The sequence below is a fragment of the Verrucomicrobium sp. BvORR106 genome (assembly GCF_000739655.1).
In the GTDB taxonomy this organism is placed as follows: Bacteria; Verrucomicrobiota; Verrucomicrobiia; order Verrucomicrobiales; family Verrucomicrobiaceae; genus Verrucomicrobium.
Map to the genome: position 1 here is coordinate 40,957 of NZ_BATR01000167.1, position 17,482 is coordinate 58,438.

Here is a 17,482-nt window from a genome sequence, read left to right on the forward strand (position 1 = left end):
TTGGTGGCATGGGGACTCCCAATGACAAAGGTCCAACTTCTGAAGAAAGCGCCCAGACCAAGCCCCCGCTAGGAAGAACCCTGCGGCAATTCTGGATCATCACCAGAGCGTTCTTCAGCTCCAAAAGCCGGCGCAAAGCCAGGGGCTTCCTCGCCGTCCTGCTCACCCTCTCACTGGCTGTCGGCGGTGTACAGGTGCTGATGAGCTATGCCGGTCGGGACTTCATGAACGACATCGCCCGCAAGGACGGCGAGGCCTACTGGCGCAGCCTTGGGTGGTATCTCGCCACCTTTGCCCTGGCGGTGCCGATTGGCACCTACTACCGCTGGACCGAGGAGCGTCTCGCCCTGCTCTGGCGGGAGTGGCTCACCCAGCACCTGATCAAACGCTACTTCAACAACCGCGCCTACTATCGGCTACGGGGCTCTCCCAATGTGGACAACCCAGATCAGCGTATCAGTGAAGACGTCCGCAACTTCACAGTCAGCACCCTGAGCTTCCTGCTGATCCTGCTGAACTCCCTGGTTACGTTGATCGCTTTTACCGGAGTATTGTGGACGATCTCAGGCACCTTGGTGGCCATCCTCTTCGCTTACGCCGCCGTGGGCACGCTGGGAAGCATCCTCATAGGCCGGCCACTGGTGAGACTGAGTTTCATGCAGTACCAAAAGGAAGCCGACCTGCGCTATGGGCTGGTGAGAATCAGGGACAATGCCGAGTCCATCGCCTTCTATCGCGGGGAGAAACGGGAGCATCTGGACCTGATCGAGCGATTGGCCCGCGTGGTCGTAAACACCCGGAACACCATCTTCTGGAACCGCAATCTGGGACTCTTCACGAACAGCTTCAACTACGCGGCCCTCGTCCTGCCGTTGGTCATTGTGGGCCCCATGTACATCCGCGGCCAAGTCGAGTTCGGCGTGATCACTCAGGCATCTGGAGCCTTCGCTCAGGTGCTCGCGGCGGTCACGTTGATCGTCACTCAGTTCGGGGTTCTGAGCGCCTACCTGGCCGGGGTACAGCGGCTCGCTGGTCTTTGGGAGAACCTGGATGAACACGACGCGGAGGAAGAGCGCATCGAGAAGGAGGCGGAACTGGAAGTGGAAGACGACAGCCGCCTGGTGAAACTGGAGGACGTCACCGTCCGCACCCCGAATGGGGACCGGGACCTGGTGACGGACCTCTCCTTTGTGCTGAAGCGAAAGCAGAGCCTCCTCATCATGGGAGACAGTGGCACTGGAAAGAGCTCAGTGCTCAGAACCATCGCAGGACTCTGGTCCAGCGGGTCCGGCTCACTGGAACGCCCAGCCCTGAACGACCTCATGTTCCTGCCCCAACGACCGTACATGATCCAAGGCACCCTGAGAGACCAACTCCTCTACCCCTACCCGCAGCTGGGCCTGAGCGATGAGGAAATCAGCGCGGTGATGGAGAAGGTCAATCTCTCCGACATCTTCGCCCGGGTGGACAACGATCTCAACCGGGTGGTGGACTGGACGAACGTGCTCTCCATCGGGGAGCAGCAGCGGGTGGCATTCGCACGCCTGTTTTTGCGTCACCCCAAGTTCGCCTTTCTGGACGAGGCCACCAGCGCCCTCGATGAAGACAACCAGCAACACCTCTACGAACTGCTGCGCAAGTCCGGCATCGCCTACATCAGCGTCGGCCATCGCAATACGCTGATCAGGCATCACGAGCAGATCCTGCACCTTGAACCGTCAGGTGGCTGGGAAATCAAGAGCTCAGCTGAACTCGAAAAGAAGCCCGCCGAGAAATAGGAACTGGGGACGCACCGGCTTCCCTCTTTGCAGCACCCCGGCTCCATACACAAAAAAGCGGGGCTCCACCCAGTGAAGCCCCGCCGTGTTTCAGATCAAGCTGACTACTTCCGGTCGAAGATCGAAGTGCTCTCGCGATCAGCCACCTTCAGGTAGCGGTAGTACACCTCAAGCATCAGGATGCAGAGGGAGGTGGGATAGATATTGTCCCCGCCAGCGCTGGCGTTGTGGAAGTTTGTGGGAGACTTCCAGCTGCCGTCAGGCTGCTGGTTCTTCAGGATCTCTTTCAGCACAGCTGCATTCCAGTAGTTCCATTCTTCACCACCGTATTGGAAGAACGCCTGCTGGTAGTAGTACCAAGAATAAAGGTTGGCATGATCCCAAGCAGGAGGCTCTTTCTTGAAGAGTTCGTGGGCAAAGGCGATGGCCTTCTTGATCTCCGTTTTCCGGCCATTGGCCAAGGTCTGTAGGCCCAAGGCACCGGCCCCTGTCAATTCCCATTGATTGTAGCTGGTCTCGCGGTTGGTGCCACCGATACCGCCATCCTTGGTCTGCTTGTTCTCGAGGTACTTGACGGTGTTGTCGATGGCGTTGTGCAGGCCATTGATCTTCAAGTTGGTAAGCTTGGCTGCCTTGAGCGCCTGATACTGCCAGCCCGTCACGGAAAGGTCTTCACGTCCCTGAAGATAAGTGCCCTTGTCCGTGTCATACACCCAGCTGCCACTCTTCTGCTGGTTGTCGATGATCACACCCACCCCCGTCTCGAAGGCCTCACGCATCCCTGGGAGGGACTTGCTGCCCATACGGGCCAGAGTGTACATCTCGCCCAAGGCGTAAGTGGCGATCCCGTGTTCATACACCGGCGCGTTGCCGGAGGTGGCTTGAGAGAACAGTTTGTTCGGGTTCTTCTTTTGGGTCTCCACCAGGAACATGATGCCCTTCATGACGTTCTCTCCGTAGAAGGGAGAGTCTGGCGTCTCGCAGCGGCCCAGATAAGCGAGGAGCGCAAAGCCGGTCATCGCCCCCTTGTATTGGGTGCCCCAGGATCCGTCTGCCTTCTGCTTACTCTTGAGATACTCCAGCGCAGTGCTCACGGCCTTTTCACACTCTGCCACCCCACCGCTCTCCTTGAGCTTCTGAAGCCGCTCAGCCGTGCTGCAACGGCTTTTCAACGTCGGTGGCAGGCTCACAAAGCCCGACTGGCCGCCCATGCCGATGCCCTTGCCAAATCCACCGCCCGCACCACCGGAGCCAAAGCCACCGCTGCCCATCGAACCGCCCATCAGGCTGCTCATCTCTGGCATGTCGATGGATTCCATCGGCACGTCGTTGAGCGCGATCGCGGCGTTCGCGCTCGTGCTCACCACCTTCTTCATCGGCGTGCTCTTGTTCAGGGAGCTGCGCTTCTTGTTCTGCACCGTCTGCGCCAGCTGTTGGTTGGCCTCCGCCCCCTGCTTGCTGCCACCACCAGGAAGGAAATCCACCTTCTTTTCCGTGACGATGGTTTCCACCAAGAAATAGGCTCCGATCAGCAGGCCCGCGTGAATGAGCAGGCTCACCATGAAGGAGCCACCGCCAGCCTTGCGCCAGTACTGGACAAAGATGTTCTTCTTAACCGGGGGAGAGATGGGCGCGTGGAAGTGCGGGGCCTCAAAGTGGTGAACCTGCTGAGGAGCCTCATGCTGGTAGGCAGGGACCGCTTGCTCATACTGCGGGATCTGTACCGGCTGGGACCCTGACGGGGCCGTGGGATCCAATGACTGAATCTGAACCAGAGGTACGGAGGCGCTGCCCGTCGTAGGAGGAAGCGCGGAAATGGGGTCTGAAGTAGCCTGGTGCTCGGGGTCGGAAGGATTCATAACAGAAGAGTCGTCGTTGCCTGTCAAAAGTGATGACGGGCAAGTGGGGCAGTTCTTGGTCTTTCGCAGAAAATATCTGCTCAATTCCTAGCCCACCCGCAGGATGCAACCCTTCGAGACGAACATTTATTAGACTCAAAGACAAGTATTATCTCGCCCTTGGTCGAAAATTGGCCCTTCCGATTCTACCGCTTATTTGCGGTCAAACAGAGAGGTTTGCTCGCGATCTCCCACCTTCAAATAGCGGTAGTAAACCTCCAGCATAAGGGTGCACAGAGCGGTGGAATAGACGTTGTCCCCACCGGCTCCCGCACTCTTGTGCGTCCAACTGCCATCCTTGTTCTGATTCTGAAGGAGTTGCGGAAGGACAGCCTTGTTCCAATAGTCCCATTCTTCGCCGCCGGCCTGGAAGAAGGCCTGTTGGTAGTAGTACCAGGTGTAGAGGAGCTGGCTGTTTCCATCCGACCAAAGCGGTGGCTCCTTCTTGTAGAGTTCGTAGGAGAAATCGATGGCCTTCTTGATTTGGGACTTCTTGCCGTTGCCAAGCGTCTGCAAGCCCAGAGCCCCGGCCCCGGTCAAGTTCCACTGGTTGTAGTGGGATTCCCGATTGGTCCCACCGATCCCGCCGTCCTTGGTTTGCTTTCCTTCCAAATACTCCACCGTCTTGTCGATGGAGGAATGCAAGCCGTTGATTTTCAGGTTCGTGAGTTTGGCGGCCTTGAGCGCCTGGTACTGCCAGCCCGTCACCGAGAGATCTTCACGACTTGGGGAATAGAATCCCGTGGACTGGTCATACACCCAGCTCCCGCCCTTCTGTTGGTTGTCGATGATCACTTTCACGCCTTCTTCGAAGGCTTCACGCATCCCTGGGAGGGACTTGCTGCCCATACGAGCCAGGGTGTACATCTCACCCAAGGCGTAAGTGGCGATCCCGTGCTCATACACCGGGCCGTTACCTGCCGTGGCTTGGGAGAACAGTTTCTGCGGATGCTTCTTCTGGGTCTCAATCAGGAACATGATGCCCTTCATGACATTGTCTCCATAGAAGGGAGAGTCAGGCGTCTCGCAGCGACCCAGGAAACAAAGCAGGGCAAAGCCGGTCATGGCCCCCTTGTTGTTGGTGCCCCAGGATCCGTCTGCCTTTTGCTTGCTCTTGAGATACTCCAGCGCGGTGCTCACGGCCTTTTCACACTCTGCCACCCCACCGCTCTCCTTGAGCTTTTGAAGCCGCTCAGCTGTGCTGCAACGGCTTTTCAACGTCGGTGGCAGACTCACAAAGCCCGACTGGCCCCCCATGCCGATGCCCTTGCCAAAGCCACCGCCCGCACCACCGGATCCAAAGCCACCGCTGCCCATCGAACCGCCCATCAGGCTGCTCATCTCTGGCATGTCGATGGATTCCATCGGCACGTCGTTGAGCGCGATCGCGGCGTTCGCGCTCGTGCTCACCACCTTCTTCATCGGCGTGCTCTTGTTCAGAGAGCTGCGCTTCTTGTTCTGCACCGTCTGCGCCAGCTGTTGGTTGGCCTCCGCCCCCTGCTTGCTGCCACCACCAGGAAGGAAATCCACCTTCTTTTCCGTGACGATGGTCTCCACCAGGAAATAGGCTCCGATCAGCAGGCCCGCGTGAATGAGCAGGCTCACCATGAAGGAGCCACCGCCAGCCTTGCGCCAGTACTGGACAAAGATGTTCTTCTTAACCGGGGGAGAGATGGGCGCGTGGAAGTGCGGCGCATCAAAGTGGTGGACCTGCTGAGGAACCTCATGCTGGTAAGCCGGAGTCGCTTTCTCAAACTGCGGGATCTGCACTGGCTGGGATCCTAACGGAGCCGTGGGGTCCAACGACTGAATCTGAACCAGAGGTACAGAGGCGCTGCCAGAGGAGGGAGGTGGAAGCGGCGCGGGCACGTCAGCTTCGACAGCAGGCAGCGGGTGGGAAGTGGATGCAGGATTCATGAGGAACTCGGCTGGAGCCTGCCGCGGCACTCAATTCACCACCCGCGAGCAAGAACGTTCCTCAAAATTAGATCAATTTTTATCCATACACGCAAGAGACATTGCTCAATTTGGACACTTTATGTCCAACTAAGACCTCGAAACCAGCATCTGTTTACGGAAAGAAATGAGTCCACGTAAGGACGACAATGCCTGAGGAGGCCCGATCAGAACACCGGCGACTTGGAGAATCGGGCAGTTCCTTCGACTTTAAATCAGATCAAAATCCCCCCACCCCGTTCAGAACCCCTCGGATCCAATGGTGAACGTCACGAAGGCGATCTTGGCGGCAGCCAGAGCATTCATCACCTGGATAATCCGTTCATACCTGGCCTGTTCCTCGGTTTGAAGCGTCACGACTACCCGCTCGTTACGGAAATCTGCATCTTTCTTGAGCCGGATAAGGCTGGCTGTCAGCGCCGGAAGCGTGGTATCGGACGCCGAGTCATACTCTTCATCGTTCATCAAGACAGCCCCGTCATCCGCGATCTCGATCCGTAACTCTTCCGACGTATCCACCACCATCCCACTGGGGGGCCCCGGCAACACCGTCTTAAGCTCATGCTCCACCTTCACACTGTTGGCCATGACCATGAAGAAGAGCATGATCACGAATACCACGTCGATCATCGGGGCAATCTGAAAGCCCGTGCCAACGGCTTCCGACTCGATTCGCCTGCGCCCATGTGAACTGCTCATGGTGAACAAAAGGGGTTCAGTTTTCAACAGTTGAAGGTAGTCCAAGAAATTGGACAGACTCCACACTCACAGGCATTGCACCAAATTTTCTCCACACCTGCAAGGAAGAATGTCCGGGCGGAAATATGACTTCGTCTCAAATCCGCATTGAAAAAAAGACCCACCCTGCGCAAAGCAAGGTGGGTCTGAAGAATAAGCCGAGCGAACCGGAACAAAGCGGAGGCAAGCCCCCCTTCTCGCAAACTTCTCTTAGAGTTCTTCCGAACCGACGGTGAAGGTCACGTTCGCAATCCTTGCAGCGGCGAGTGAGTTCATCACCTGGATGATTCGCTCATACTTGGTTTGTTCCTCCGTCTGAAGGGTGACGAGCACCTTGTTGTTTCGAAGATCCGCGTCTTTTTTCAGCTTGATAAGGCTGTCCGTGAGGGAGGGGAGCTTCGTATCGGTGGGCGAATCGAATTCCTCATCATTCATGGACACTGCGCCATCTTCCGAGATGGCGATCAGAATCTCATCCGGTGGCGTTTCAGCCTCAACCGTGGCTGCCGTCACTGCACCCGGCAGGGCGGTTTTCAGCTCATGTTCCACCTTCACGCTATTCGCCATGACCATGAAGAAAAGCATGATCACGAAGACCACGTCGATCATCGGAGCAATCTGGAAGCCAGTTCCGACCTGCTCCATTTCAATCTGTTTCCGGCCTTTGCTGTTACCGCTCATATGTGATGAGTGAGATGACTCGTTGGGTTACTGGTTCAAAGCCGAGAAGGCCAGATCATCCATGCCCGCTTCACCCAGCACACTCATGGTGCGCTGAATTTCCACCGCTGGAAGACGCCTGTCGCCACGGATGATGATGCGGTAGTCGGGAGCGTTGGCCTTCTTTACCTTCAGCACCTCGACGAGAGAGCTGACGTCATCGTATGGCTTACCCTCGAAGTTGATCTCCCCCTTTTGGGTCTTGGGATTCCACTTCACGTTGAGAGCCCCTTCAGCCATCTTGCTCTTTTCCTTCTTTTTAGCTTCAGGAGCCGCCGGCAACTGGATGTCTTTGTCCAGTTGCAGCACTTCTGCCGTGGTGATGCTCATAAAGAAAATGAGCAAGACAAGAAGACAGTCGATCATCGGAGCAATCTGAAACTCCGGTTCGCCGCTTTCCATACTGCCGCCGCCGCCGCCCATAGTGTGAAAAAGGTAAGGGTTAACTAACTGAAAAACTCAAATGGGCAGGGGCCGAAGCCCCTGCAGGAAATGCCTGAACCAAAAGTCAATTACGCGGGAAGTGCTGCTGCAGCTGCGTCTTCGTCGGACACCCAGTTTGGCCGGGCGGCGAAGAATTCTTCTTCACCCACATGGCAATCCTTGAGGTCTTCGTAAGGCATCTTGCGGAAGAGGCTCACCACGATGTCCTGGCAATAGTGGATCGAACCCTGAAGGCGGTTGCGAAGCACGTAGAACATCATGAAGGCCGGGATAGCGATGGCCAGACCGGAGGCCGTCGCGATCAACACTTCACCGATGGCTGCGGAGAGACCGGAGGGATCACCCACGCCGGATGCACCAAGGTGCTCGAACGCAGTCACCATCCCCGTCACCGTACCGAGCAGACCCACCATCGGGGTGCACACACCGATAACGGAGAGATAGTTGATTCGGGTGGTGGTGGCGGCATTGAACTTGTTGAGTTCACCCATCATGGCGTCTTCTGTGGCATGCTGACCGTCGCCGATGAAGCTGAGGGAAACACGCACCGTATCGCTGAAGGCGGAAGGGTTGTTTTTGCAGTGCTGATATGCACCAACGTAGTCCCCCATGCGGAAGAGGTCTTTGGCCCCGTTCACATGCGCGTCAGGAGCAAGCTTCTTCTTGCCGGTACGGATCCAAAGGTCCGTGGAGAGCCAGATGGTCAACACGGAGAAGCCGAGAATGGGATACATCACCCAGCCGCCTTCTTTGAACTTGTGCAACATGGACTTGTGCGTGACGACAGGCCCGGCGGGCGCCCCTTCTGCTGGAGCCGCAGGTGCTTCCTCTGCATGAAGTGCCGAGATACCAAACTGCAATCCACCGAACGCGAGGGTGGCGCAGACCAACAGGCGGCCAAGCCTAAGTTTCAAGCGGGAGCGTGTGATGTGCATGGGCAGGTTATACATGGTTTGACGTTGCATTACTTGGATTCAGTTTTCGTTGGGGAATCTTTACCGCCAACCGTCGGGGGGCGGTCAGGCTTGTTGTCACGACCGTTGTAGATGGCCATTTCTTTTTTGGCCGTCTCAGCGGTTTCGGAACCGGGGTAAGCTTCTGCGATGCGCTGGTAGAAACCCACGGCATCCTTGAAACGCTCCATCTTGGTGAGCGTGCGCGCTGCGGCTAGCTCCGCCTGAGGCACGAAGGCAGCCTGACTGCCGTAGAATACTGGTACGTGCAGGTAGGCCATCAGCGCATCTTCCCACCGCTCCTTCCGGGTATGGATCTCTGCCACCGTCATCCAGAGCCGGGCAGAAATTTCTGCATCCAATGTGTCCTTCAGCAGGTCTTCCGCCTGACTGAGAATGGCATCCTGGTCGCCGGATGTACGGCGGGACATGTTGAGCTTAAGAATCCGAACCTTCAGCTTCTTCTGCTCATCCCACTTCATGGCTTCCACTTCGGGGAGCACACGAATCAGCGCATCAAAGTCCCCAGCCTGGTCGAGAGCTTCGACGTGTGCGAGCGAGATGTCGTTGTAGGGGCTGCCCGGGATGGCTTTAAAGGGCTTGAAAAACTCCTTGGCCTTCGCCAGCACCTCGATGGCCTCTTTGGCCTTGCCTTCGCCGAGCATGGCCTGGGCTTCGAGCACTTCGCGAACTTCCGGCCACTCCAGACGGGCGATGTCCGTGATGTTGATGCTGGCCTTGGCCTCGGCACCATTGCTCATCTTGATCGTGCGGCTGACCTTGCCACCTTCGACGCTAAAACTGCCGAAGGGAATGCGGTCATTGCTCTTGAGCACGAGAGCCTGAGCGTGAAGCGCCGGAGCCCCGAGAGCAAGACAAGCCAGCGGAAACAAAAGTGATTTGATTGAAAGCATGGATCGAGAGGAAAATTAGTTGCTGGTCTTGCTCAGGAGGGCCTTGCCTTCGTTGAACTCGGGGAACTCCGTAATATCCTTCTGGGCCAGCATCTGCTGGAGAACTGTCCGGGCGCTCTCTTTGTCGGCGAGTTCGATGAAGCACTTGGCCGCACGAAGGTAGGCCTGGGCCAGCACACCCTTGTCGCGGCGATAGGCCAGAATGATGCGTTGATAGTAGCTCACCGCCTTCTTCAGGTCTTTCTTCGCTTCGTAGATTTCACCCAGCCCCAGAAGGGCCGCAGGATGAGCCCCGCGCCATTCCTTGGTGGCCTGAATCATAGTGAAGACCTTCTCAGCGTCGTCATACTTCTTCAAAGCGAGCAGCGCCCGGGCCTTGCCAAGGGTGGCCTCAAGGATGCTGGAACTGGAGGCATACTTCTCGATGGCCTCGTTGTAGAGATCGAGGGCCTTCTGGTATTCCTTGTTGCTAAATTCGATGTCACCCAGACCCACGGGAGCCTTGTCGCCGAATTCACTGTTGGGATACTTGGCGCGAAGCTGTTGGAAGCAGGCAGCAGCTTTTTCCGTGTCACCCTTCTTGGCCAGCATTTCACCCAGGCCGGCGAGCAGCAACGGGCTCAGTTCCTCAATCTTTGCCGCATCAGGAATGATGCTCATGAGGTTTTCATACTTGGCCACATCACGGAATCCACGGGCGATCAAGGAACGACCATAGAGGATGCGGGCGGCAGCAGTACCGTTCAGCAGGCCCTCGTCTCCTTGCGGAGTCATGAGCTTCTTGAAGTCGGCTTCCACTTCTTCAAACGTCGGCCCCGGAGCGGGTGCCGGTGCGGCAGCAGGAGCGGAGTCGGTCGCCTTGGTCGCGTCTGCGGCCATGGCGGGAGCTGCCTCCCCTTCTTTTTTGGTCGCGTCCGCAGGCGTCACGGCCGCAGGCTTGGTGGCAGGTGCTGCTGCGCGAGGGCGCTTCTTCGGCACCATCATCGTCACAAGCTGCTGGATGAGCACTTCCACCTGCTCGTTGGCGGGATTGCCAAGATGAGGAGCCATCGCCCCAGCGACGAGCTTGCGACCTTCATCCAGTTTTTCCTTGGCCTTGTCGGGCTTGCCTTCGCTTTCCAACGACTTGGCTTCACGCTCGACCCCACGGGTGATCCAGTAGATGGCCTTCAGGGCAGAGGGCTTGTCCTTGTTGGCCTGGTAGTAGCTGGACCACATCTGGGTCAGCTCTTTCCACATGTTCTTGTCCACCATCAGGTTGGTGGCAGCGTCGATCGCGTAGTTGAGCACGTCTTCCGTTTTAGCCTTGTCCACCGCGCTGCGGTAGGCCTCCAAACATTTGGCGGTGTAGTCGATCTTGCCATTCTCGTCCACCATCTGGCTGTAGATATCGCCGAGGAGCGACCAAACCTGACCCACGTTCGGATCGTTGGGAGCCTCCACGACCAGCTTCTCAAGCTGCTCCATGGCGTCCTTTTTGTCGCCGGACTGGAAGTCGATGAACGCCAGACGGTACTTGGCATCCACAAGGTACTGCCCCTTGGGATTGCCTGCGACGTACTCACGCAGGGCCTTGCGGGTTTTCTGCGAGTCGTTCTGGAAGAAGTAACTCAGCGCGATGCGGTACTCGGCCTCGTCTTTGTAGGCGGAGGTCTTGTTCAGGCTGATCAGTTCCTGGAAGGCAAGACGACAGTCGTCAAAACGTTGCGACTCGAAAAGCACCACACCCAGAAGGTAGTTAAGGCGCTCCTTGTCTGCATCCTTGGCCAGTTTGGCACGCTCGAACGCCTTGATGGCCGCTTCAATGTTGCCGCTTTCGAAGGCCAGAGAGCCGAACATGTCCGTCACTTGCCCGATGTTCGCCCCCTCGGGGAACTCGTTCATGTACTTCTCACAGAGAAGATAGGCGCGGCCGGCGCGTTGCAAACCCGCGTTGCAGACGATCATGCCAAAGAGGCAGCGATCACGATCCTTGTTGTCTTTGAAATCGTTGTAGATGGTCTGGAAAGCCAAAAGGGCCTCATACATGCGCCCCATTTCATAGAAGCACTGGCCAAGCCGATAGATAATGGAGGCGTCGTAATCCTTGATCCCCTCAATGTCAGCGAGGACCTTTTTGTTGGTGTCCAGCAGGGCCACAGCCTCTTCTTTGCTGAGCAGCTTGCCCATGAACTGCACCCGGCCACCTGCAGCAATCTGCGTCTGCCACTGCTCGATCTTTGCGATACGCGACTTCTGGATGGCGAGCAATTCGCCCTGGCGACGCATGCTCTGATACGCACGGAGAGCCTCGCCGTAGCGCTTCTGCTCCAGCATGGCATCACCCACTTGTTGCGAGAGCACGTTGAGCTGGACCACGCTCTCATCAGCGGAAGTTCCCGCGCGCAGTTTTTCCATCATCTGACCAGCCTTGTCCGTGTCGCCCTTGCCCACGTATATCTCCGAGGCCATGAGGATGGCCTGCTGCTGCTCCGCAGAGGGCGTACCCGCCAGATCTTTGAGCACCACTTCAAGAATGCTCAGCGCCTCATCGGGCTGACCGGCCTTCTTGTGGTGATAAGCGATCATCAACCCCGCACGATCCCGGAGTTCCGGGACAGCCGCAGCTTCTTTGAGGGCCGCAATCCCCTTTTCCGCATTCCCGCTGTTCAGATAGGCCTCGCCGACGGCGATCTTCGCATCATTGAGACTGTTGCTCTGCGGGAACTTCTTGATGAATTCCTCGAAGAACTTAATGGCTTCCGCCCACTGCTTAAGATTGAAGTGGGCTGCACCTTCAAGGTACATGACAGCTTCATAGTCTTTGTTGCTGGTGGCGGTGTGAATGGCACCAATTTTTTGCAACGCAACATCGAAGCGACCCTGGCCAAATGCTGCCTGGGCCTCGCTGAAAAGGGTCTCCATTTCCTGTTCCTTATTCATCGGCGCGGTGGCCGGTGCTGCTGGAGGGGCAGGAGGAGGGGCTTGACCGCAGACGAGAGAGGCGGAACCAACGGAGAGGAAGGCGAGCAGGAAAAACGGTCTCATAAGCGCACGGCCACTAGGGCGAACATCACAAATGGTAGTTTGCAAGATAGGGCGGGACATGGGCAAGGCTATTTTTCCTGAAAGAAAGCGATTTTTTCGCGCGCCCCTTCAGGGGACTTGAGCATTTCAAAACGAATGGCCCAGCAATTCATTAGAGACGAATTAGACTCCGATTAAGGAAAGTCACTCATTCTGCCTCCGCTTGCAAAGCGAGCCTGTCTCGCCCATGCTGCGGATTCCAAAAAATCAGTCATGAGCGGCAGACGTGTCATCCTTAAGTTCGGCAGCGGCATCCTCACACGCACAGATCGTGCAGAGATGGATGAGGAACAGTTGTGCAAGCTGGTACAGGCAATTGCTGAACTCAAGCGCCGCGGCCATGCCGTGGTTGTCGTGAGCAGCGGTGCTGTGGCGTCCGGCCTCAAGGCCATGGGCTTCCGGGAACGTCCCCAGGAGATCACGACCCTGCAGGCCTGTGCCGCAGTGGGCCAGACCTACCTGATGCACACCTACCAGAGCTATCTTCGTGGCCATGGCCTCTACGTGGCGCAACTTTTGCTCACCCACGCCGACCTTGAGAGCAAAGAACGCGCAGAGAAAGTGAAGAACACTCTGCTGCGCCTGCTCGAGAACCCCAATGTGGTCCCCATCATCAACGAAAATGACTCGGTGGCGGTGGAAGAACTTCGTTTCGGCGACAACGACAAGCTTTCCTCCCGAGTGGCTCAGCTTTGGGGCGCAGACCTGTTGATTCTTCTGACCAGCGTGCCTGGCCTGATGGATCTCAAGAGCGACGGCGCAGTCAACATCGTGCCGGTGGTGGAAGACGTGAACTCGGTCCTCCATCTGGCGCAAGAGGACAAGGGTGCCTTCTCCGTGGGTGGCATGGCTTCCAAACTGCGCGCCGTGGCCGACGCGGTGGCTGGCAATGTGGAGTGCATCATCGCCTCTGGACGCCATCCGGAGCAGATCGCCGATCTCGTGGAAGGCAACGGCACGGGAACTCGATTCCCCCTGCCCGCCTCCAAAGCCTGATCCCCTGCGTATCCCTCGCCGGGGAGAACTGTCTCTTTTCGTCTCTCCCCCGTCTCCAGTCCCGTCAAACACTGCTCAATGTCCCAACCGTCCGACATCGCCAACGCCATCCTCGCCATGGGGGCCAAAGCCCGGGCAGCCTCCCATGAGCTGGTCAAACTGACCACGGCCCAGAAAAACGATATCCTCCGCGCCATGGCAGCGGGAGTAAGGGAGCAGCGCGACAGCATCCTAGCAGCCAACGCTCAAGACATCGCAGCTGCAGAGCAGAAGGGCCTCAGCAAACCCATGGTGGATCGACTGCGGCTCGACCCAAAATCGCTGGAAGGCATCGCTGCAGCCATCGAGCAAGTGGCCGATCTGCCCGACCCCGTGGGAGAAGTGCTCGGAAAATGGACGCGCCCGAACGGTCTGGAGATGCAAAAGGTCCGGGTGCCGATCGGCGTGATCGGCATCATTTACGAGTCCCGCCCGAACGTCACCAGTGACGCCGCCGTGCTTTGCTTCAAGACGGGCAACGCCACCATCTTGCGGGGTGGCTCGGAGGCCATCCACTCCAACACCGCTCTAGCAGCAGCTTTGCAGGCGGGGGGTGAAAAGGCCGGACTTCCCCAGGACAGCATCCAGCTCATCCCCTTTACCGACCGGGAAAGCGTGGACCATCTGGCCAAGATGGACCGCTATCTGGACCTGATCATCCCCCGCGGTGGGAAAGGACTGATCGAGCGGGTGGTCCAAGCCGCCCGTATGCCCGTGATCAAACACTATGACGGAGTCTGTCACGTCTATGTGCACCACACGGCAAGCCACGAGATGGCCGCCAATCTGATTCTGAACGGCAAGTGCCAGAAACCCAGCGCCTGCAATGCGGTGGAAACGGTGTTGGTGGACCGCGAAGGTGCCGAAGGATTCTACGCCACCCTTCGGGAAATCTTGGGACCGCGTGGTGTCGAAGTCCGGGGCGATGCCGAGGTTCTCGCTGTCTGGCCGGGCGCCAAACCGGCCACCGAAGAAGACTGGAGCACGGAATACTTGGACCAGATTCTCTCCATCAAAACCGTTTCAGGGGCCGACGAAGCCATCCAGCACATCAACACCTACGGCTCCCACCACACGGACGTCATCGTTTCCGAAGATGCCGCGTTGGCCGGCCGGTTCCAACACGAAGTGGACTCCGCCGTGGTGCTCTGGAACGCAAGCACCCGTTTTAACGACGGCGGCGAGTTCGGATTCGGTGCAGAGATCGGCATCAGCACGGACAAGCTGCACGCCCGCGGCCCGATGGGCTTGGCAGAGCTCTGTAGCTACAAGTATCTGGTCAACGGCACCGGCCAGGTGCGCCTTTGATTTCAGGCATTTGCTCCGGCCTGCCAAAAGCAAATTTCCCAGAAACATCCACGCATGCCTTTCGTCTGGAAGGCATGCGTTTTTCTTTGTCGAAACCCCTCTGTGCCGCCCTGTCGCTGGCGGGCGCGATTCTCAGTTTATCCCAGGCCTCTCTCCAAGCTCAAGATGCGGCCCCCAAGCAACCCAATGTACTGTTCATCGCAGTGGATGACCTGAATCATTGGGTCGGTTATTTGGGCCGTAACATGCAGAGCAAGACGCCCAATCTGGATCGTCTTGCGGCGATGGGAACCCGCTTCACCCGCAGCTACTGCGCCTCCCCCTCTTGCAATCCGTCGCGGGCCGCTCTCATGACGGGCCTCCGCCCCTCGACCTCTGGCATCTACGACAACGATGACGACTGGCGCCCGGTCATCCCGGAAGAGAAGACACTTCCCACCACCTTCCGCAAAGCGGGTTACGAGGTGTTGGGCTCTGGGAAGATCTACCACGGTGGATTCGACCGAAAGAGCGAGTGGAATGAATACCCTGCCGAAAAGAAGAATGACCCGAAACCCACAGGCAACGACGGCGTGGGCGGGATCAAATTCGCCCCGTTGGACTGCAAAGATGAGGATTTGAGCGACTGGCAGATCGCAGATTACGCCATCGAGCAGCTCGGAAAAAAACACGATCGCCCAGTATTCATCGCCTGCGGTCTGCACAAGCCTCACATGCCGTGGAATGTGCCTCAGAAGTACTACGACCTGCACCCGCTGGACAAGATCGAACTCCCGCCTCACATCGAGGGCGATCTCACTGATGTACCCCCGGCCGGCGTGCGCATGGCTGGCCCAAATGGGGACCACGCCAAGATGCTGGCCAGCGGACGCTGGAAGGAGGCGGTCCAGGGCTATCTGGCGGCCATCAGCTACACAGACATGAACATCGGCCGTCTGCTGGACGCCTATGAAAAATCCCCCATGCGGGACAACACCATCATCGTCTTCTGGGGAGACCATGGCTGGCATCTGGGTGAGAAAGAGCACTGGCGGAAGTTCGCCCTCTGGGAGGAGAGCACTCGTGCGCCCCTCCTGTGGGTAGTGCCCGGCCTGACCAAACCGGGCAGCGTCTGCGAACGCACGGTGGACTTCATGAGCCTGTACCCCACCCTGTGTGACCTGAGCGGCATCCCCGTGCCTGCCCATGTAGAAGGGAAAAGCATCAAGTCTCTGCTGCAAAATCCCACGGCAGAATGGGCCACCCCGGCCCTGACCACCTACAAGTTCGGCAACCACACCGTGCGCAGCGAGGGCTGGCGCTACACGCGGTACGAGAACGGCGACGAAGAGCTCTACGACGAAACCAAGGATCCGCTGGAACATACGAACCTGGCTGGGGATGCCCGCTATGCGGAGCAAAAGGCGCAGCTGGCCCAGTGGTTGCCCAAGACCAATCAGGCGGATGCCAATGGCCGCACGGGCAATGGAGGCGGCGGGAAAGGCAAGAAGAAGGCCGCCTCAACTGAAGCAGACTGATCTTCAGCCTGCGTATTTCATCTGGTGGTTGGCATGCGCGCCAACCACCAGCGTGCTCGCTATGAGCGGCAGAGAAGGCCGAGCTGTTAGATGTCGTCTACCATCTGGTCGGACGATGACAGGTTGATCTCGAAAATAACTTCGATCTCGACCGCAATATTTCCCGGAAGCGGGCCCATGCCGACGGCACTGCGAGCCCCGATTCCGTTGTCCTTGCCCCAGATCTCCGCAAACAGCTCACTGCAGCCGTTGATGACCTTGGGATGATCATAGAAGTCTGGAGCAGAGTTCACCATGCCCAAGACTTTGATCACCCGCTTCACAGCGTCGAGAGAGCCCAGCTGCTTGCGGAGCGTCGCGAGGATGGCCAGCCCGACCTGACGAGCGGCCGCGTGCCCTTCTTCGAGCGTCAAGTCAGCCCCCACTCTGCCAACGATCAGCGAGCCATCCGTCTGAATCGGACCGTGGCCGGACACATAAGCTTTATTGCCAGCGATCACGAGTGGCTTGTACACGGCCACCGGAGTGGGCGCAGGGGGGAGAGCGACGTTCAATTGCAAAAGATTGGCTTCAGCTGACATGTCCGCAGAAAAGCAAAAATGCCGGGCTGAGTAAAGCATGGCGCAGGGCAGAAACACGATTTCACCCAGCGACAGTCCTCGAACCGGAGGCGCCCCTTCATCGGGCGCAGCGGATTCTTCATTTGCACCCCGCCTCATGCCGCCGTTCTTGAGGGATGCTCTCACGCCCCCTCCCCTGGTTCTGCGGTGTCGCCGCATGGTTTGCCGTGCTGTTCTTCCTTTCTTCCCGGCCCATGCCCCACATGCCCGGTCCAGAGATCCCCCACATGGACAAGATCATGCATGCCACCTACTTCATGCTTGGATCGACGATGCTCTACATGGGTGTCCGGCTTCGCAACCCCGAGCGTCCCTGGTGGCAGGCAGCCCTCGTCGCCATCGGATTCTGTGCCCTGGTGGGCTTGTCGGATGAGTTTCATCAGGGCTTTGTGCCCGGCCGTTCCGGCAATGACCCGTACGATTGGCTGGCGGATGTCTTGGGTGGTTTCCTCGCGTCCGGCCTGGGGGCCCTGATATACGGTTGGGTGGGTGGAAAGAGGCTTGTCGCCGCTCCGATTAGCCGCTAGAAATCCCG

14 protein-coding genes are annotated in these 17,482 nt (G+C 58.0%); 5 read left to right on the forward strand and 9 right to left on the reverse strand.

Annotated elements, in window-relative coordinates:
• Positions 1 to 8: 8 nt before the first annotated feature.
• Positions 9 to 1,778 carry an ABC transporter ATP-binding protein/permease gene (locus BV106_RS30230; protein WP_265596225.1) on the forward strand — a complete coding sequence of 590 codons (1,770 nt, stop codon included), beginning with the start codon at positions 9 to 11 and terminating at the stop codon, positions 1,776 to 1,778.
• Positions 1,779 to 1,882: 104 nt separating this feature from the next.
• Here the strand turns inward: BV106_RS30230 and BV106_RS30235 are convergent, their stop codons facing one another.
• The 8 genes from BV106_RS30235 to BV106_RS30270 form a co-directional block, all read right to left on the reverse strand.
• A complete protein-coding gene (locus BV106_RS30235; protein WP_038171109.1) occupies positions 1,883 to 3,637 on the reverse strand; it encodes a prenyltransferase/squalene oxidase repeat-containing protein in 1,755 nt (584 codons plus the stop codon).
• Positions 3,638 to 3,829: 192 nt separating this feature from the next.
• The gene (locus BV106_RS30240) at positions 3,830 to 5,593 is read right to left on the reverse strand and encodes a prenyltransferase/squalene oxidase repeat-containing protein (RefSeq protein WP_081892460.1); all 1,764 of its coding nucleotides are present in this window, start codon (positions 5,591 to 5,593) and stop codon (positions 3,830 to 3,832) included.
• Positions 5,594 to 5,872: 279 nt separating this feature from the next.
• The gene (locus BV106_RS30245; RefSeq protein ID WP_051946552.1) at positions 5,873 to 6,331 is read right to left on the reverse strand and encodes a biopolymer transporter ExbD; all 459 of its coding nucleotides are present in this window, start codon (positions 6,329 to 6,331) and stop codon (positions 5,873 to 5,875) included.
• Positions 6,332 to 6,580: 249 nt separating this feature from the next.
• Positions 6,581 to 7,051 (reverse strand): biopolymer transporter ExbD, encoded by a 471-nt coding sequence (locus BV106_RS30250; RefSeq protein ID WP_051946534.1) that lies wholly within the window; start codon positions 7,049 to 7,051, stop codon positions 6,581 to 6,583.
• Between the two features lie 27 nt (positions 7,052 to 7,078).
• Positions 7,079 to 7,513 (reverse strand): biopolymer transporter ExbD, encoded by a 435-nt coding sequence (locus BV106_RS30255; RefSeq protein ID WP_038171112.1) that lies wholly within the window; start codon positions 7,511 to 7,513, stop codon positions 7,079 to 7,081.
• An 89-nt stretch (positions 7,514 to 7,602) separates the two neighbouring features.
• Positions 7,603 to 8,448, reverse strand: a complete 846-nt coding sequence (locus BV106_RS30260) for a MotA/TolQ/ExbB proton channel family protein (RefSeq protein WP_265596226.1) — start codon at positions 8,446 to 8,448, stop codon at positions 7,603 to 7,605.
• 50 nt (positions 8,449 to 8,498) lie between these two features.
• Positions 8,499 to 9,401: a hypothetical protein gene (locus tag BV106_RS30265; RefSeq protein WP_038171113.1), complete on the reverse strand. Its 903-nt coding sequence runs from the start codon at positions 9,399 to 9,401 to the stop codon at positions 8,499 to 8,501.
• Between the two features lie 15 nt (positions 9,402 to 9,416).
• On the reverse strand, positions 9,417 to 12,428 hold the full coding sequence (locus tag BV106_RS30270) for a tetratricopeptide repeat protein (protein WP_265596227.1): 3,012 nt from the start codon (positions 12,426 to 12,428) through the stop codon (positions 9,417 to 9,419).
• A 252-nt stretch (positions 12,429 to 12,680) separates the two neighbouring features.
• Here BV106_RS30270 and proB point away from each other — a divergent pair, with 252 nt between their 5' ends.
• From proB to BV106_RS30285, 3 genes are all read left to right on the forward strand, one after another.
• On the forward strand, positions 12,681 to 13,463 hold the full coding sequence (gene proB / locus BV106_RS30275; protein WP_038171117.1) for a glutamate 5-kinase: 783 nt from the start codon (positions 12,681 to 12,683) through the stop codon (positions 13,461 to 13,463).
• Between the two features lie 78 nt (positions 13,464 to 13,541).
• Complete coding sequence (locus BV106_RS30280; RefSeq protein WP_038171119.1) at positions 13,542 to 14,810, forward strand: glutamate-5-semialdehyde dehydrogenase; 1,269 nt, start codon at positions 13,542 to 13,544, stop codon at positions 14,808 to 14,810.
• 74 nt (positions 14,811 to 14,884) lie between these two features.
• Positions 14,885 to 16,327, forward strand: coding sequence for a sulfatase (locus tag BV106_RS30285; protein WP_265596228.1), 1,443 nt, complete (start codon positions 14,885 to 14,887; stop codon positions 16,325 to 16,327).
• Positions 16,328 to 16,413: 86 nt separating this feature from the next.
• On the opposite strand, the gene BV106_RS30290 is transcribed toward BV106_RS30285, so the two are convergent.
• Complete coding sequence (locus BV106_RS30290) at positions 16,414 to 16,908, reverse strand: RidA family protein (RefSeq protein WP_051946536.1); 495 nt, start codon at positions 16,906 to 16,908, stop codon at positions 16,414 to 16,416.
• A 155-nt stretch (positions 16,909 to 17,063) separates the two neighbouring features.
• Between BV106_RS30290 and BV106_RS30295 the strand changes: the two genes are divergently transcribed.
• Positions 17,064 to 17,474: a VanZ family protein gene (locus tag BV106_RS30295; protein ID WP_051946538.1), complete on the forward strand. Its 411-nt coding sequence runs from the start codon at positions 17,064 to 17,066 to the stop codon at positions 17,472 to 17,474.
• The last annotated feature ends 8 nt before the right edge of the window (positions 17,475 to 17,482 follow it).

What these genes read in the sequence shown, in the direction of transcription:
- BV106_RS30240 (WP_081892460.1), bottom strand. Translation starts at nt 5,593, where the DNA reads ATGAATCCTGCATCCACTTCCCACCCGCTGCCTGCTGTCGAAGCTGAC.
- BV106_RS30285 (WP_265596228.1), top strand. Translation starts at nt 14,885, where the DNA reads ATGCGTTTTTCTTTGTCGAAACCCCTCTGTGCCGCCCTGTCGCTGGCG.
- BV106_RS30245 (WP_051946552.1), bottom strand. Translation starts at nt 6,331, where the DNA reads ATGAGCAGTTCACATGGGCGCAGGCGAATCGAGTCGGAAGCCGTTGGC.
- BV106_RS30295 (WP_051946538.1), top strand. Translation starts at nt 17,064, where the DNA reads ATGCTCTCACGCCCCCTCCCCTGGTTCTGCGGTGTCGCCGCATGGTTT.
- BV106_RS30230 (WP_265596225.1), top strand. Translation starts at nt 9, where the DNA reads ATGGGGACTCCCAATGACAAAGGTCCAACTTCTGAAGAAAGCGCCCAG.
- BV106_RS30270 (WP_265596227.1), bottom strand. Translation starts at nt 12,428, where the DNA reads ATGAGACCGTTTTTCCTGCTCGCCTTCCTCTCCGTTGGTTCCGCCTCT.
- BV106_RS30235 (WP_038171109.1), bottom strand. Translation starts at nt 3,637, where the DNA reads ATGAATCCTTCCGACCCCGAGCACCAGGCTACTTCAGACCCCATTTCC.
- BV106_RS30280 (WP_038171119.1), top strand. Translation starts at nt 13,542, where the DNA reads ATGTCCCAACCGTCCGACATCGCCAACGCCATCCTCGCCATGGGGGCC.
- BV106_RS30255 (WP_038171112.1), bottom strand. Translation starts at nt 7,513, where the DNA reads ATGGGCGGCGGCGGCGGCAGTATGGAAAGCGGCGAACCGGAGTTTCAG.
- BV106_RS30250 (WP_051946534.1), bottom strand. Translation starts at nt 7,051, where the DNA reads ATGAGCGGTAACAGCAAAGGCCGGAAACAGATTGAAATGGAGCAGGTC.
- proB (WP_038171117.1), top strand. Translation starts at nt 12,681, where the DNA reads ATGAGCGGCAGACGTGTCATCCTTAAGTTCGGCAGCGGCATCCTCACA.
- BV106_RS30290 (WP_051946536.1), bottom strand. Translation starts at nt 16,908, where the DNA reads ATGTCAGCTGAAGCCAATCTTTTGCAATTGAACGTCGCTCTCCCCCCT.
- BV106_RS30265 (WP_038171113.1), bottom strand. Translation starts at nt 9,401, where the DNA reads ATGCTTTCAATCAAATCACTTTTGTTTCCGCTGGCTTGTCTTGCTCTC.